The following is a 14,534-nucleotide window of genomic DNA, read 5'->3' on the forward strand; positions in this document are numbered from 1 at the left end:
CGCTGCTATTCCCTTTCCAGCTCTTCCTGCAGGATCCTTCTAACGTCATCCACCGTTTCTTTTTCCAGATCGGCTCTTTTTTCCAGCTCAGTGGGTGACATGCGCATGACCGCCCGGGCCGTATCGCAACCGATCTTTTTCAATGCGTCAATGACCCATTCATCAATTTCATCACTGAATTCTTCGAGATCCACATCAAATTCCTCTTCGTCTTCTTCACTATCACGGTAAACATCCAGTTCAAAACCTGTCAGTTCGGAAGCCAGTTTAATATTGGCCCCTCTTTTCCCGATGGCCAGGGATACCTGATCCGGCTTCAGGAAAATACTGGCATGTTTATTCTCTGTATCGACGCTCATGCTGGTGATTTTTGCAGGCGTGAGCGAGCGCTGAATGAGCAGCTGGATATTATTGGTCCAGTTGATCACATCAATATTTTCATTTTTCAGTTCCCGGACGATACCGTGAATCCGGCTACCTTTCATACCTACGCAGGCACCCACCGGATCGATCCGGTCATCATAGGATTCCACGGCCACTTTGGCCCTTTCACCCGGATCCCGGACGATTTTCTTAATGATAATCAGTCCGTCGAATATCTCCGGCACTTCAATTTCCAGTAATTTGGCCAGAAAATCAGGTGAAGTTCTGGACAAAATAATCACAGGATTATTATTTTTCAAATCCACACGGGTTACCACGGCACGAATATTCTCCCCTTTTTTGAAGTAATCCTGGGGTATCTGTTCGCTTTTGGGAAGGATCAGCTCATTCCCTTCCTCGTCCAGTAACAGGATTTCTTTTTTCCAAACCTGGTAAACTTCAGCACTGACGATTTCACCAATGCGGTCTTCATATTTTTTTGCCAGTACATTTTTCTTCAGGTCACTAATTCTACCGGCCAGGGTTTGTTTGGCTGCCAGTATGGCCCTGCGTCCAAAATCCACCAGATCGATCTCCTCATACAAATCTTCCCCTACTTCATAGTCTGGCTCCAGTTTAATTGCTTCAGAATATGCTACCTGGGCAAGCGGGTCTTCCACTTCATTATCTTCCACGATGGTGCGGTGCCTTACGATTTCAAGGTCCCCTTTCTCCGCATTCACGATAACGTCAAAATTCTCGTCACTACCGTACTTTTTGCGCAGTAATGTTTTAAAAACATCTTCAACCACTTTCATCATGGTGGGGCGGTCTATATTTTCAGCGTCCTTAAAGTCCTGAAACGCTTCAATTAAATTAATACTTGCCATAGTAATGCATATTTAACGCGGTTTTTGCAGCTACTGCTGCATTTTTTAAAATTTAATTTGAATATATGTTGATTTGATTGTTGCCATGGGTATCCTTTCTGTATGGACTACTGCCTTCTTTCCTTTACCAGTTGTGATTTCCAGCAGGATATCTTCGGCACCGGCCTCCAGCAGTTTTCCTTCCTTTTTGGTTCCGTCCACAAGCACCAGCTCCACAAAACGATTTAGATTTTTCTGATACTGCCGGAGCATTCTGAGCGGCTGGTCCAGACCCGCGGATGAAACTTCCAGCGAAAAGTCCCCCTCCGGAAAAAGCGCCAGCTCTTCCAGCCTCCGATAAAGCGCACGGTTATAACCTACCAGGTCGTCAATGCCCACCCCCTGATCTCCATCGATAAATACTTTGATATTATGCGTGGGCTTAACGGTAATGTCCACCAGAAAATGGCCGCTGTCCGGCTCCAGTAGTCCTGTAATAAGTTCCTTAACCTTTAGAATTACATCGTCCATACTCAAGTACTGAGAATAAAGAAGGGAACGGTCACCGTTCCCTTTCTCAAAATCAGGCCACAAAGGTAAACTATTTTTTGATATTTAACCCTATAAAAATTGGTGTAAGTCCCATCGGTCTTTTACTTTCAGGATCTCAGCAATAAAAATATTGTCTTTCTGAAAAAAATCAGGCGCGTTATAGCATTTGGGGCGGTAAAAATCTGGCAGGGCTCTTAAAGCGGGGTAGGCAGCAAGCAAAGGACTGCCAACCCTTAGGTGCAGCAATAAATTTGCCGGCCCCGTGATCCTAATCTTCTTTGGTAATTGAGTAATTCAGCGCTATTCTCGCTAGTTGATAAAACATTTTCAGAACTGCTTCGTTATCTTAGTATAACGGAAAGCTGCCCGGAGGCATTTTCTGTCAATCGAGATCAATTAACCTTATATTTTTTTGGATGAGTTTTATCGGCGTTCTGCTACTGGCAATGTTTTTATGGTTCATGTACAATTTTCTGGTAAAATTTGTATTACCCATCTATCGTACCACCCGTAAATTACGGCAGCAGTTCAAAAATATGTCAGAAAATACCCCTTCCGGAAACCAACAGGCCCCTCAGCCACCCAAAGAGAAGCCTGCCGCCAAAGTGGGTGAATATATTGAGTTTGAGGAGGTTAAATAGTGCCGCCCGCTCAGCTCGAATGATCCTGGACTATGCACCATATTCCCCTAATTTTTTGAAATAAAAGGCTGAAACTTCCCTGAATATCGCCAGATTTTCTGCGAATATGCCATTTGCCCACCATATTGATCCATTCTGCGTTAAGTTGACGGGTTTTCAGTATGCGTAGATCCAGCCGGCCCATCGCCGCGGTATCCGGATAGTTTTTTTTGTACCGGTCCAGGGCCGCCTGCCAACCATAACTGATTTCTCCGCCACCTACAAATACCAGACTGTCCGATTTCAGGTACCCCTCCATAAAGCCTTCCAGGTCACCCCGGTTCCAGGCCAGTTGCTGCGCTGTTATGATTTTTGATACGGCTTCCAGATCCCGGTCCTGGGCCCGGAGCAGCAAACTGCTGCAAATGGCTAAAAGAATGAAGCTTAATTTCATACGACATTTTTTTGTATAGCGGCATTAATAGTGATCATGATGGCAATCCTCTTTATGCACGCCTTCGTGGTGGCGACAGTATCGAAAATTCAGATAATGGGCCAATACGATCAACGAGACAGCCGGCAGCAGCAGGTACAGGTGCCAGTCATGCCATAGTTCCTTAAATACCAGCAACAACATCCCCGCTACAAACAATACCAGCGGTAATTTGCGGTGGTGATGCTCCAGATAACCATGTCGGAGTCCGTAACTGCCAATGGCCAGGGCCAGCAGGATCATCGTGATTTCCACTGCTTTATTCTCGACGATATCAGCACCGAATAAGGGCAGACTGGCCAGAAAAAGCGGCAATACAGCACAATGGATCGCACAAGCCAGCGAGGCGGCGATCCCCCAGGCATCCCAGTTGATCTTTGATTTCATTGCGGCAAAATTATAAAAAAAGCAACAATGTTGCAAATATTAGTCCGAATATTTTCCGCTGCCCTTTCCTGAACAATGTGAAGGGAGGGGTGTTTTGTTAATACCATGTATTTTTGCGTTTCCCCTCCCGGAGGAAATATTAAAATCGAAGAATAATAATGAAGAAATCCAGGTTTTACTATGTACTGTTTTTCGTGGTTTTGGCCATCGGTTTTTACTATCTGGTCTCCTACCTGATACCGGGATACAGTGATAAAAAAATTACGCCGATCAGCAAAGTGGCTGCCTTCAATTTTACCAATCAGGACGGTCAGCCCTTCTCCAACCAGGATGTGGACGGAAAAGTATATGTGGCTGAATTCTTTTTTACCACTTGCCCGGGTATCTGTCCGATGATGAATGCCAATCTCCGTCAGGTCTATGAAAAATTCAGGGGGCAGCCGGATTTCAGGATTCTTTCCTATACCTGTGATCCGCAGACGGATTCTGCCAGCCGACTGCGGCAGTACGCGGATTCCATGGGTGTGGATACCCGTCAATGGGTATTTTTGACCGGCCGGAAGGACAGTCTGTACAATATGGCCCGGCTAAGTTACACGATTGACGATCCGACCAATAACCTGACCCGAATTGAAGATGATTTTCTGCATACGCAACACTGGGCCCTGGTTTCCCGGAAGGGTGAAGTACTGCGCATTTATGACGGGCTCAAGGAAAAAGAAATCGAACAGTTGGTAGATGATATCCAGCAGCAATTGAAATTGTAAATTCCGATGCATCAGGTTGCGACAATATTAAAACAGAATAAACTCAGTGTTACAGAGGGCCGACGCAGGATCCTGGAACTTTTTTTAAACCATTCCGGGGCCCTGGAACATGCTGATATTGAGAAAAATGCTGGTGCGCATTTTGATCGCGTTACCATTTACCGGACCCTCCAATCCTTTGTGGAAAAAGGCATTATTCACGTCATTCCGTCGACCGACAACACTATCAAATACGCCTTATGTAAAGATGACTGTAGTGAGGGTCATCACCATGACCACCATGTTCATTTCTATTGCCGTCGTTGTGAAAATACATTTTGCCTGGACGACGTGGTTACCCCCCGCATTGATTTACCGGCAGGTTATATGTTGGCGGAAGTAGATGTAGTTGTCAAAGGTATTTGCCGCAATTGTGGAAAGCCGGCAACGGGTAGGTCTTGAAAAAAAAGCCCTGATGTGGAAACATCAGGACTTTTGATTAATGTTTTGATTAACCTGCAATATAATTCATTTCTGAAGCTTTTCCAAATATTTTTTTGTCCTGCCCGCAAAGACGGACTGAGATTTTAACCCCCTTTTACAAATTAAGCGTCGGGTGCCTCGTTGGTATGGGTTAATTTTGCCCGCAACTCCCTGCCACTACTGTTTGCATCAGCAAACCGGCGACCTCCTGAAGGAAAAAAGGAGCAGCTGCATAATAAATATTGGGTTTTACCGTTGAATTACTAATTGATTCACATAGGGTTATCCGCCCATGCAGTCCGGCCTCCCCAAGGAACCGGAAATTTTCAACTGGATGAAGTGGGCCCTGTTTATGGAAATGCGTGGCAGGCGCATAACCTCCCGAATTACGGGAGTCCTGCGAATAGATATGTTATTAAGAAAAATCGTTGTATTACTCCTCCTGATTCCGACCTTTCACGCGTTGCGCGCGCAACCTGTGGTGGAAAAAAAATATGAATGGCATCAACAGGGTTTCTATATCCTGAATCCTGCGTTTGCACACCGAAACCAGGAACTGGTATTTGTCCGGCAACGCAGCGGCAAGGACAGTAGTAACCAGGTCGCAGGATTTACTGCGGGCGCCCTGAAAAATTTCCTGGGCGGCTCGGCCAGTACCCGGATTTACGATCCGGTGATCACTTTACTGGATATCGGAAACCGGCGGTTTTCACTGTTGGATTATGGATGGGCTCCGGCTTTTTCGCCAGATGACCGCCATATTGCTTACAGCTACCAGTTGCAGCCCCTACAAAAAGGTGACCGCCTTTATGCAGCTGCCCTCCAGGGCAATTATCTGAAGCTTTTTGATCGGAACAAGAGCGCCTCCCGGGCGATCACGCGTCAGGGGCGCTTTTATCAGACGGACCCGTTTTTCGCTGATTCTTCGAATATTGTGTATAAAACGGGTGAAAGAGTCAATGGTCCATATGGGGGCGGTGTTTCGTTTAATAATATCAGTCTGAAGACCGGTAAAATCACGGTGGTACGCCTGGCAGCCATCAAACACCGGCTCTATACATTAATGGGTGACGCTTACAAGCTGGACGACCGGCTTGCCTATACGGTCTATGCCCCGGCAGATACCGGCAGAGGTATGGCTGCGCGTTACGAACATCTATTACTCAGCGGTACGGACACGCTGCAACATTTTGGAACCAGAGCGTATACCGACCTTAATTATAAAATTGCTTTTAACGATAAAAAGGAAATCCTATTTATCCAGGATAATAGTTTTACGGCTGAGGATACCAGTTTTCTGGTGGCTTACAAGAAAGGTCGCGCCCTCCGTAAAATACCGCTGCCCTTTAAATTTACCAGGTGCTTCCTGAGTCCTGACGGGGATTACCTGCTCTATATCACTGCAGCACAGGAAGCTTTCTTGGCGGATACACGTAATTGGGCCCGTACCCAACTCAATCTGCCGAAGCAGGCCTTTCATGGCGTACGCTGGGATGAGCAGGGTCAACGGCTGGCGCTGGTACAGGATCATCCAACCCTCAGCGGCACTGATATTTTATATGTATTTTCGGTAAAACAGCGCCGGAATTAGCGCTTTCTGCGGGCGTTTTTCATAGAAGGCTCTATCTTGCCTTTCCATTTTTTATACCCTTCGGTACCCAGAATTTTCTTTAAATCAGCATCCCGCCGATTGATCAGGGTTTCATTTTTCTTACGTACACTCTGAAAGTCTTGACGGTTCAGCCCCTGTGCCAGGCCTGAGGGTTTTTGCAGGTGGTTGCGTAACTGTTCCTGCTCGGTATAAAAAGAAGTAAAAACGGCTTCAGTCTCCGCACGTTTGTCCTTATCGAGGGGCATACTGGCATCTATTCTTTCAACTACATCACGCACTTTCTCTTTTACCGAACTGCGTTGCGCCCGGACTGCCGTACTTAACAACAGGGCGGCCCCGATGATTAATGCTTTGGCTTTCATCCTCAAAAATTTTTCAGCTTACGGATGCCGGCCCGACCTTTCACCATTGCTGCCAGGTGGCGGGGCTGCATCACCCAATAGTATCTCATTATTTACTATTATATAGAGGTCCTAATGTACTAAAAGTTGCAAGCAGTATCAAAATTAACCGTTTCCCGGTTCTTATTTGTTTTTGGAACCACTGCTGGAGCGTGATCGGTTCACCATTCTGGACATCAGGGAATCGTAAGCGGCAATTTGCTGTGGTTTACAGATTTTTCTGGTAAGTTGGATATGTTTAAAGGCATTAAACTCCACCAGGCTTTGCAGTTGTCCGATTGAATCCGCCAACAGTTGTGCAGCTGAATCCGGAGTGTCTGTATGATGGGTCAGTTCCAGCAAGCGTTCTTTCACCTTGCCGATTTGTTTCATGTTTTTCTTGGCTACCGCCCAGTTTAGTTCGCGAATCTTCTGAAATTCAGCGACCTGCGTTTCGTCAAAACCGATCTCACGCTTCAGTATACCCACAAACCCGCTTTTTTCTTTGGGTTTTTCGGACTTTTTATTGCAGAACAGGAAATAACTCAGCACACCGATATTGGTGAGCAGTAATAATACGATAATAAAAATCAGGGTTCTGTTACGTGAGCGGCTGTTCATTTTTCTATCTACTGATTAAAGCTGGCAGTCAGGAAATAATCGTTATTGTGAAAGATTTCAGTTTCAATATTATCATTCGTTTCTACGACAGCAGTGCCATTCTCCTGACCCGCCTCGGCTTCTGCGCCCGAAACCAGGTAAAAATTAGCACCCAGAATCACCACCAGACAGCTGATGGCTATTGCGGGCCGGGCGATAAACGCTACCGCTTTGGACCAGAAACTTTCCTGTTCCTCGAGGCGTGCCATTACCCTTGTATACATAAACGGCCGTGCCTCAACCGGTTGGATACCGTCCAGACTGTTAAGAATATTATCTATGTCGGAAGTAGAACGAGTCATATTCTTTTGACGTTTAATTTAAACTTTTCTTGTTGAACCGGCTAACCCGCTTCCAGAATTTTACGCAAATTGTTTTTAGCCCGATGCAAAAGGGACTCAATCGAAGATACCGATGTTTGCATTACTTCGCTCACTTCCTGATAACTTAGCCCTTCTACCTTGTTCAAAATAAATGCAATCTTCTGATTTTCAGGAAGTTTATCCATTGCCCGAAACAAAATGGCAGCGTTCTCCTTGCGGTCCATTACGACCCCCGGGTGGTGAAAATCGGGGGGATTCACTTCTACCTGATTGTCATCACCCAGAATACTTTTAACAAATCCAAACCGCTTTTTTCGCTTCTTCTTGCGTTCATGGTCCAGGGATTTGGTGGTCGCAATCCTATAAATCCAGGTAGATAATTTGGACTCGCGCTTAAAACTACCGATCGACTGGTAAACCTGGACAAAAACCTCCTGAGCCAGATCTTCTGCATCTTCAGCATTCTTTACAATACTGAAACAGGTATTATAGACCATGTTTTGATAATTGTCCACAACAGCCTTAAATGCAGTCTGATCGCCCTCTTGTAATTGCGTTACCAGTTGTTCCTCGCTAACCAAGTTTTCTTCGCTTAGAGTTAATTGGCAGCGATATTACTACATTTTTTTAAACCAGAGTTCTAAAGATCTTTAAAACATGGGACCACCGGGCCCCCTGCCACCCCCTCTGGGAGAACCACCTCCGGGAGGAGGCCCGCCACGCCAATCTCGTCCACCTGTTGCTTCGGTCGAGGAAGCGGCTTTCCCTTTACCGAAATTACGCAGGCTGTAAGTGAAGGTAAGCATAAAATATTGCTGCAAAACCCGATTCTGCGCATCTTCAATATAATTAGCCTGAACGGTCCGCGAAATGCTCTGATTCTGCTTCAGCAAATCAAAAACCGATAATTTCAGTTCCCCTGCCTGTTTTTTCAGGAACTTCTTTCCGATGGCCGCATTCCAGAGCCAATAAGACTGGTTGTAACTTTCGGAAAGGCCGCTGTAATTCTGATTGCGGACATCGTTTTGCAGGAACCAGCCTGATTTGCTGAGCAGGTTCAAAAACAAGCCTGCTTCCTGGTTGACATACCGGTTGTTCTGGTCATTAGCGGTATTGATCGAATTATTGAAATTGGCTGAGTAACTCAGATTAAAATCCACATACTCACTAATATTACTGGCCCATACTACGCCCCCGCGGTAAGTCGTCGAGGTCGTTTTGGTACGCAGGTAATTGATCAGGCCCGGTTGATCAGAATAACTCAGACCCGCGTTCAGATTAATATTGGATTTGATCCAATTCACCGGAATACTGTAATTCAGGAAGGCATTAATATTCTTATACCCGTTCATATTAATCGGTTTCACAAACTGGGAGCCTTTCTTGACCACGATACCGTTCTGGATCACAGAGTCAGCGCTGGGGATATACGTTGCGTTGGTAATATAGTTATCTGCCAGCTGACCGAAGATATTGGCAAAAAAGCTCTTGCCGGATTTACGGTCAATATAGGAATAACGAAAAGAAGCGTAATTCGAATAGGACTGCTTGAGCGCCGGGTTACCACTGCTTACATTCAGGGTACTGCCCGAAATAGTGACCACATCCTGCAACTGGTTGACGGATGGGAAATCAGTACGGGCCCGGTAAAACAGGCGGAAATTACTATTGCGTCCGATTTTCTTAGACCAGCGCAGACTGGGTAATATGGCATTGAAATGCTGGTCCACATATGCGGATGTCGGGAAGGTGCGCGCACTTTCCAGTCGTGAATTCTGGAGGTCAACTCCTACTGAAAACTGGTTGTCCCGGCTGCGACCCAGGCGGTAATTCAGTTCTGCGGTATTGGTAGTAATGTTATTATCAAATTTGTTGGAGAATTCGGGTTGAAAAATCTCGTTTTCATCTTCATCGTACTGGTGGGTCTGTTGATCCGCTTTGTTTTTTTGGATTTCATACTCATATTCTATTTCGAACTGTCCCTGCCGCCCTACCGGTTCGGTATAGGATGCCCGGGCAGACAGCCGGCTGCCATTGGTATTATTGATCTGGGTCTGATTGAGCAGTGAATCCGTGGTACCCATGGCATCGTAATAACGCAACTGGTTGTAATTGTTTGAGTTTCCGTCATTTCTGGTCCAGGAGTTCCGCAGGCCCAAAGACAGACTCCGGCCTCTCTTGGCAAAGGAATGCCGGTACATAATATGGTTATCAATATTATAGCCATGGCGGTCCGAAACCGAGTTACCCGCCGCATTATTAATGGAATCCAGGTCGTTATAATAGGAATAGCTAGAACTCGTGGTACGGGTCTCACGATTCTGGAAACTTACCGAAGGAATAATATAAATGGTATTGTTGGAGTCGATTTTATACTCCATCCGCATATTCAGGCGGTGGTTAAAATTATCACTGTTGGACAGGGATTTATTACCGGTGTACAGGATACTGTCCTGGGATAGTGTCGTCTGGCGGTAAGATTCCGATTCATTGGTATTCCGGGAATTATTAAAGAAATAACTCGCTGCAATATCGAATTTAGACCCCCATTTATCACTGAAATTGACGCCCAGAGCATTGGTCCGGCTGATCCCGTCCTGCTGTCCTACAGTAAAATTACCTCCACCACCACGACCGCCACGACCGCCACCACCACCGCCGCCGCCTGAAACACCCAACAGGTCCTGGGAGGCAAAATTCTGCTGGTTAACATTATTAAAATTACCCACAAAGGCGAGCTGTCGGTCACCGTTAAAAAAACTTACATTACCGCCGGCCGCATAACGCTCATCGGTTCCGTAACCCGCATAGATCCTTCCGAACTGACCATTCTTACTGATTTCTGATTTGGTCACAATATTGATGGCCTTAACCGAGTTTCCGTCATCAAATCCGGTCAACTGGGCCTGATCACTCAAACGGTCAAATACCTGTATTTTATCCACTATTTCAGAAGGCAGGTTCCGGATGGCCATCGTGGCATCCTCCCCAAAGAAATCCTTACCGTTCACGGTTACTTTTTTAACTTCCTCGCCCTGTGCGGTAACATTTCCGGCGCGATCCACGGTAATGCCGGGCATCTTCTTAATCAGGTCCTCGACGGTCGCATCCGGATTTGTCTTGAAATGGCTGGCACTAAACTGGGAAGTATCTCCTTTCTGAGAGACTGCCGGTGCTGAAGCTACAATCACGACCCCTTCCAGGGTCGTTGTTTTTTTGGGAATATAGACATCATCCAGGTCCAGATCCGGCAGGGAATCGGTCAGGGAGACCGGTAATGCCAGGGGTTCAAATCCAACGGAACTGGCTTTGAGGATATAATTACCCAATGGAAGACTCCGGAACAAGAAAGATCCGGATGCATCCGAAATGGTGGAAGCCACAATATTACTGTCCGCGGCAGCTGCCAGTTGTACCGTAGCGTCTTTAACTACAACCCCTTCCACCGGGTCCATCAGGGTTCCTTTAATGGATTGCGCCCGGGTAACCAGGCTACCCGCCAGCAAAAAACAGCCTAAAATGAAATACTTCATAAATATACAGAGATAAAGACTTGTTGGACGCTGAAACACGTTTAAACCTTCGTTTCCATCAAACATATGCGGGTGCAGGGAGGCGCAGCGAGGGTCGGGAAGGGTCTTAAATTTCCAAATTTTCTGTTCCAATTGCCGCGGAATATTTTATCTTGCGCCACTTAACAATTATTAAGATATGGAGTATAATAAGTTAGTGGCAGTATCAGGATTACCCGGTTTATATGAGTTGATCAGCAGTAAGAAGGACGGTGCGATCGTACGTTCGCTCAGCGACCAGACAACCCGTTTTGCGGCTACCCGTATCCATCAGTTCTCCCATCTGGAAAGCATTGAAATCTATACAACCGGAGCTAATGTGAACCTGATTGATATATTCCAGGCCATGGAAAAATCTGGCGACGCACTACCTGACCTGAAAGACCCCAAGGCCGTCAGGTCCTATTTTGAGCAAGTGTACCCGGAATTGGATTTTGACCGCGTTTACCAAAGTGATATGAAAAAAATGGTAAAATGGTTTGAAATGCTGAAAGCGACCGGCGTAGAAATCAAGGCGACCCAACCCGAAGCTGCGACTGAAAGTGAAGCAGCGACAGCGGTTGAGGCGCCGGCTCCGGAATCAGCAAAGAAGCCGGCTGCAAAAAAAGCCAGTACGAAGGAAAGCAGCGAACACACTGAGACGCAGCAGGATGAGAAGACGCCTGCCAAAGCACCAGCGAAAAAAGCAGCCACCAAAAAGAAGGCCGCGCCTAAGAAGAAAGCGGAATAATAACCTAAAACTGCCTTTAGCAGTCAATCTCAGACTTACCGGGGGCGCAGTCACGGCCGGAATGGACGCAACCTCACCTCTATGGGCACTGCTGCCTGATTTTGATGGCCGTCACGGTCCACGTTAAAAAAATATACCATGAACGCAGCGATTCAACCACGGCCCCGACAGTTTTTGCCGGCTGATTTCACCGTCACCGACTGGCCCTCCCTGGAACCTTATCTGCAACAATTGCAGGATCGGGCACTGTCTTCCACTGCCGACCTGCAACAATGGTTGCAGGACCTGAGTGAATTGGAAGCCGTCGTCAGTGAAGATGCCTGCTGGCGCCAAATTAAAATGACCTGTGATACGACTGATCCGCAGCTTACTGCTGCTTTTAACCAGTTCATGACCGAGATCCAGCCGCGGTTGCAACAGGTTTCTGATCAGTTAAACCGCAAACTGATCAACTGTCCGCTGACCAATAGCCTGACTGATCCGGCTTTTAACATTTATCTCAGAAATGTCAGTAAGAATATTGAACTCTACCGGGAAGAAAACAGCCACCTGCTTGCTGAACTGGCGGTGGAAGCCCAGCAGTTCGGCGCGATCAGCGCTAAAATGACCATTTCAGAAGATGGTCAGGAATATACCCTGCAGCAGGCCGCCAAGTTCCTGGAACATCCGGACCGGCAAAAAAGAGCGTCGGTTTACCGGAAAATTGCGGAACGCAGGCTACTGGACCAGCCGGCGCTGGATGACCTGTTCGACCGGCTGCTGGAAAAAAGAAATCAGGTGGCACGCAATGCAGGATTTACCGATTACCGCGATTACCGGTTCAAGGAACTGGGTCGTTTTGACTATACCAAAGAGGATTGCTACCGGTTTCATGAATCGGTAAAACAATATGTCCTACCGCTGGTCGAGGCATTGTACCAACGTAAGAAATCTAAGCTGGGGCTGGAGCGCCTGAGACCCTGGGATCTGGAAGCGGAGCCTGTGGGTACACCGCCTTTAAAACCATTTACCGATGGCGCCGATCTGCTGGATAAAACCATCCGTTGTTTTCAGGAACTGGATCCTTTTTTTGGTGCCTGTCTGCAAAAAATGCAGGAGCTCGGCCGACTGGACCTGGAAAGTCGTAAAGGAAAAGCGCCGGGAGGCTATAACTGTCCGTTGGCAGAAACCGGCGCACCTTTTATTTTCATGAATGCGGCCGGCACATTAAATGATGTCATTACCATGGTTCATGAAGGCGGCCATGCAATTCATTCCTTTCTCAGCCATCCCCTGCCCCTGACGGGTTTCAAAGAATATCCCACCGAATTTGCAGAAGTCGCCAGCATGAGTATGGAATTGTTCAGTATGCAGTACTGGGGGGAATTCTTTCCCGATGCGGCCGAACTGAAAAGAGCCCGCGAACAACAACTCCTGCGGGTGATCACCATTTTCCCCTGGATTGCAACCATAGATAAGTTTCAGCACTGGATCTATGAAAATCCCGGTCACAGCCGCCGGCAAAGGCTGGAAACCTGGAATGCCATATCCGAAGAATTCCGGCCATCCAGCCTGGATATCAGCGGTCTGGAAGCATATCGGGACTATAGCTGGCAGAAACAACTGCATCTGTTTGAAGTTCCGTTTTATTATATCGAATACGGCATTGCCCAGTTGGGCGCCATTGGTCTCTGGCAGCAATTTCAGCAGGATCGTCCTCAGGCGCTAAAACATTATACCGGGGCACTTAGCCTCGGCGGTACCCGCAGTCTGCCGGAATTATTCCAAGCAGCCGGTTTAAAATTTGATTTTTCTCCGGAATATGTACGGGGCCTGACCGATTTTGTGGCAGCCGAAATGGAAAAAATCTAATATATAATTTAAAGGTGAAGTGTTGGGGAAATGGCGCTGTACCAACCTGATTTTGGGAATTCCATCAAAAAAAACCAGAGGAAATCAAACAAATAGCTTTTTTTCTTTGTTTTTAGTGCACAATTAGTTTTAAACTTAAACTCCTGAATTCATGACGACCATACAAAAGAAATGGCTGCCACTGCTTACGCTCACGGCTTTTTTTGCCTGCAAATCCGCACCTGAAGCCGACCAGGCCAAAACGGAGGAAAGCAAGGAAGTAGCTACTCCGGAAGGGGCCAGTTACCATACAGATTCCACCCAGGTGATACATTTTATCGGCACCAAGCCGGTAGGGGAACACCATGGCAGTTTCCAGATTACAGAAGGAACTTTTTATGTCAAAAATGCCGCCGTCGTCACAGGTGGCAAACTCACTTTTGACATTGGCAGCCTGAACATTACGGATGTAGATACTTCCGGTACCACCAAACTGAAAGGACATTTATCATCAGCGGATTTTCTGGATGTCCAAAAACATCCCACAGCTACTTTTGAAATCACCTCAATTGAAGATTTTGTGCCGGACAGTACCAATAAGCTGGTTCTCAACGGTGCTACCAATACGATAAGAGGAAACCTTACTTTAAAAAAGGTAAGCAAAAATGTATCTTTCCCCGCCATCATCTATGTAACAGCGGATAGTCTGACCGCCAAGGCCAACTTCAATATCAATCGGACGGACTGGGGTCTGATCTACGGCAATGATCAGTCGCTGGGCGATAAATTCATTCGGCCTGAAGTCAATATAAATTTTGAAATCAAAGCGGTCAGGTAAGCGGTTAATGTCTTTTTTGAATACAACTGATTCAGAGACAGCCCCGTTGGGGATTTGGCAGGTTATTTGTACGCTT

The 14,534-nt window shown here is 46.7% G+C and carries 16 protein-coding genes; 7 read left to right on the top strand and 9 right to left on the bottom strand.

The window, feature by feature from the left end:
* Nucleotides 1-5: 5 nt before the first annotated feature.
* Entirely contained in the window at nucleotides 6-1,253 is a 1,248-nt protein-coding gene (gene nusA, locus ACYVI9_RS01530) for a transcription termination factor NusA (protein WP_460759708.1), read from the bottom strand.
* A gap of 45 nt (nucleotides 1,254-1,298) precedes the next feature.
* Nucleotides 1,299-1,763 (bottom strand): LSm family protein, encoded by a 465-nt coding sequence (locus tag ACYVI9_RS01535; protein ID WP_460759711.1) that lies wholly within the window; start codon nucleotides 1,761-1,763, stop codon nucleotides 1,299-1,301.
* A gap of 437 nt (nucleotides 1,764-2,200) precedes the next feature.
* Here ACYVI9_RS01535 and ACYVI9_RS01540 point away from each other — a divergent pair, with 437 nt between their 5' ends.
* Nucleotides 2,201-2,425 (top strand): hypothetical protein, encoded by a 225-nt coding sequence (locus ACYVI9_RS01540; RefSeq protein WP_460759714.1) that lies wholly within the window; start codon nucleotides 2,201-2,203, stop codon nucleotides 2,423-2,425.
* Nucleotides 2,426-2,435: 10 nt separating this feature from the next.
* On the opposite strand, the gene ACYVI9_RS01545 is transcribed toward ACYVI9_RS01540, so the two are convergent.
* Entirely contained in the window at nucleotides 2,436-2,858 is a 423-nt protein-coding gene (locus ACYVI9_RS01545) for a YybH family protein (RefSeq protein ID WP_460759717.1), read from the bottom strand.
* A gap of 24 nt (nucleotides 2,859-2,882) precedes the next feature.
* A complete protein-coding gene (locus ACYVI9_RS01550) occupies nucleotides 2,883-3,284 on the bottom strand; it encodes a MerC domain-containing protein (protein WP_460759720.1) in 402 nt (133 codons plus the stop codon).
* Nucleotides 3,285-3,442: 158 nt separating this feature from the next.
* Between ACYVI9_RS01550 and ACYVI9_RS01555 the strand changes: the two genes are divergently transcribed.
* The 3 genes from ACYVI9_RS01555 (at nucleotide 3,443) to ACYVI9_RS01565 (ending at nucleotide 6,104) form a co-directional block, all read left to right on the top strand.
* The gene (locus tag ACYVI9_RS01555) at nucleotides 3,443-4,051 is read left to right on the top strand and encodes an SCO family protein (RefSeq protein WP_460759722.1); all 609 of its coding nucleotides are present in this window, start codon (nucleotides 3,443-3,445) and stop codon (nucleotides 4,049-4,051) included.
* A 6-nt stretch (nucleotides 4,052-4,057) separates the two neighbouring features.
* Entirely contained in the window at nucleotides 4,058-4,492 is a 435-nt protein-coding gene (locus ACYVI9_RS01560; protein ID WP_460759725.1) for a Fur family transcriptional regulator, read from the top strand.
* 355 nt (nucleotides 4,493-4,847) lie between these two features.
* Nucleotides 4,848-6,104: a hypothetical protein gene (locus ACYVI9_RS01565; RefSeq protein ID WP_460759727.1), complete on the top strand. Its 1,257-nt coding sequence runs from the start codon at nucleotides 4,848-4,850 to the stop codon at nucleotides 6,102-6,104.
* Here the strand turns inward: ACYVI9_RS01565 and ACYVI9_RS01570 are convergent.
* From ACYVI9_RS01570 to ACYVI9_RS01590, 5 genes are all read right to left on the bottom strand, one after another.
* Nucleotides 6,101-6,487, bottom strand: a complete 387-nt coding sequence (locus ACYVI9_RS01570) for a hypothetical protein (protein ID WP_460759730.1) — start codon at nucleotides 6,485-6,487, stop codon at nucleotides 6,101-6,103. The genes ACYVI9_RS01565 and ACYVI9_RS01570 overlap by 4 nt on opposite strands.
* A 162-nt stretch (nucleotides 6,488-6,649) precedes the next feature.
* Complete coding sequence (locus ACYVI9_RS01575) at nucleotides 6,650-7,126, bottom strand: hypothetical protein (protein ID WP_460759732.1); 477 nt, start codon at nucleotides 7,124-7,126, stop codon at nucleotides 6,650-6,652.
* A gap of 8 nt (nucleotides 7,127-7,134) precedes the next feature.
* Nucleotides 7,135-7,467 (bottom strand): hypothetical protein, encoded by a 333-nt coding sequence (locus ACYVI9_RS01580; protein WP_460759734.1) that lies wholly within the window; start codon nucleotides 7,465-7,467, stop codon nucleotides 7,135-7,137.
* Between the two features lie 41 nt (nucleotides 7,468-7,508).
* The gene (locus ACYVI9_RS01585; RefSeq protein ID WP_460759737.1) at nucleotides 7,509-8,069 is read right to left on the bottom strand and encodes an RNA polymerase sigma factor; all 561 of its coding nucleotides are present in this window, start codon (nucleotides 8,067-8,069) and stop codon (nucleotides 7,509-7,511) included.
* Nucleotides 8,070-8,138: 69 nt separating this feature from the next.
* Complete coding sequence (locus tag ACYVI9_RS01590) at nucleotides 8,139-11,021, bottom strand: outer membrane beta-barrel protein (protein WP_460759739.1); 2,883 nt, start codon at nucleotides 11,019-11,021, stop codon at nucleotides 8,139-8,141.
* Nucleotides 11,022-11,199: 178 nt separating this feature from the next.
* Between ACYVI9_RS01590 and ACYVI9_RS01595 the strand changes: the two genes are divergently transcribed.
* The 3 genes from ACYVI9_RS01595 to ACYVI9_RS01605 all read left to right on the top strand — a co-directional run bounded on the left by ACYVI9_RS01595 (nucleotide 11,200) and on the right by ACYVI9_RS01605 (nucleotide 14,458).
* Nucleotides 11,200-11,790, top strand: a complete 591-nt coding sequence (locus ACYVI9_RS01595) for a DUF5606 family protein (protein WP_460759742.1) — start codon at nucleotides 11,200-11,202, stop codon at nucleotides 11,788-11,790.
* A 138-nt stretch (nucleotides 11,791-11,928) separates the two neighbouring features.
* Complete coding sequence (locus ACYVI9_RS01600) at nucleotides 11,929-13,641, top strand: M3 family oligoendopeptidase (protein WP_460759744.1); 1,713 nt, start codon at nucleotides 11,929-11,931, stop codon at nucleotides 13,639-13,641.
* Between the two features lie 151 nt (nucleotides 13,642-13,792).
* Entirely contained in the window at nucleotides 13,793-14,458 is a 666-nt protein-coding gene (locus ACYVI9_RS01605) for a YceI family protein (RefSeq protein ID WP_460759747.1), read from the top strand.
* Nucleotides 14,459-14,534: the final 76 nt, after the last annotated feature.

This window comes from Niabella terrae, assembly GCF_054783135.1.

Bases quoted from the DNA above. Each gene is read 5' to 3' on its own strand.
- ACYVI9_RS01590 (WP_460759739.1), bottom strand. From the start codon at position 11,021: ATGAAGTATTTCATTTTAGGCTGTTTTTTGCTGGCGGGTAGCCTGGTT.
- ACYVI9_RS01595 (WP_460759742.1), top strand. From the start codon at position 11,200: ATGGAGTATAATAAGTTAGTGGCAGTATCAGGATTACCCGGTTTATAT.
- ACYVI9_RS01600 (WP_460759744.1), top strand. From the start codon at position 11,929: ATGAACGCAGCGATTCAACCACGGCCCCGACAGTTTTTGCCGGCTGAT.
- ACYVI9_RS01575 (WP_460759732.1), bottom strand. From the start codon at position 7,126: ATGAACAGCCGCTCACGTAACAGAACCCTGATTTTTATTATCGTATTA.
- ACYVI9_RS01580 (WP_460759734.1), bottom strand. From the start codon at position 7,467: ATGACTCGTTCTACTTCCGACATAGATAATATTCTTAACAGTCTGGAC.
- ACYVI9_RS01535 (WP_460759711.1), bottom strand. From the start codon at position 1,763: ATGGACGATGTAATTCTAAAGGTTAAGGAACTTATTACAGGACTACTG.
- ACYVI9_RS01565 (WP_460759727.1), top strand. From the start codon at position 4,848: ATGAAGTGGGCCCTGTTTATGGAAATGCGTGGCAGGCGCATAACCTCC.
- ACYVI9_RS01555 (WP_460759722.1), top strand. From the start codon at position 3,443: ATGAAGAAATCCAGGTTTTACTATGTACTGTTTTTCGTGGTTTTGGCC.
- ACYVI9_RS01550 (WP_460759720.1), bottom strand. From the start codon at position 3,284: ATGAAATCAAAGATCAACTGGGATGCCTGGGGGATCGCCGCCTCGCTG.
- ACYVI9_RS01540 (WP_460759714.1), top strand. From the start codon at position 2,201: ATGAGTTTTATCGGCGTTCTGCTACTGGCAATGTTTTTATGGTTCATG.
- ACYVI9_RS01605 (WP_460759747.1), top strand. From the start codon at position 13,793: ATGACGACCATACAAAAGAAATGGCTGCCACTGCTTACGCTCACGGCT.
- ACYVI9_RS01560 (WP_460759725.1), top strand. From the start codon at position 4,058: ATGCATCAGGTTGCGACAATATTAAAACAGAATAAACTCAGTGTTACA.
- ACYVI9_RS01570 (WP_460759730.1), bottom strand. From the start codon at position 6,487: ATGAAAGCCAAAGCATTAATCATCGGGGCCGCCCTGTTGTTAAGTACG.
- ACYVI9_RS01545 (WP_460759717.1), bottom strand. From the start codon at position 2,858: ATGAAATTAAGCTTCATTCTTTTAGCCATTTGCAGCAGTTTGCTGCTC.
- nusA (WP_460759708.1), bottom strand. From the start codon at position 1,253: ATGGCAAGTATTAATTTAATTGAAGCGTTTCAGGACTTTAAGGACGCT.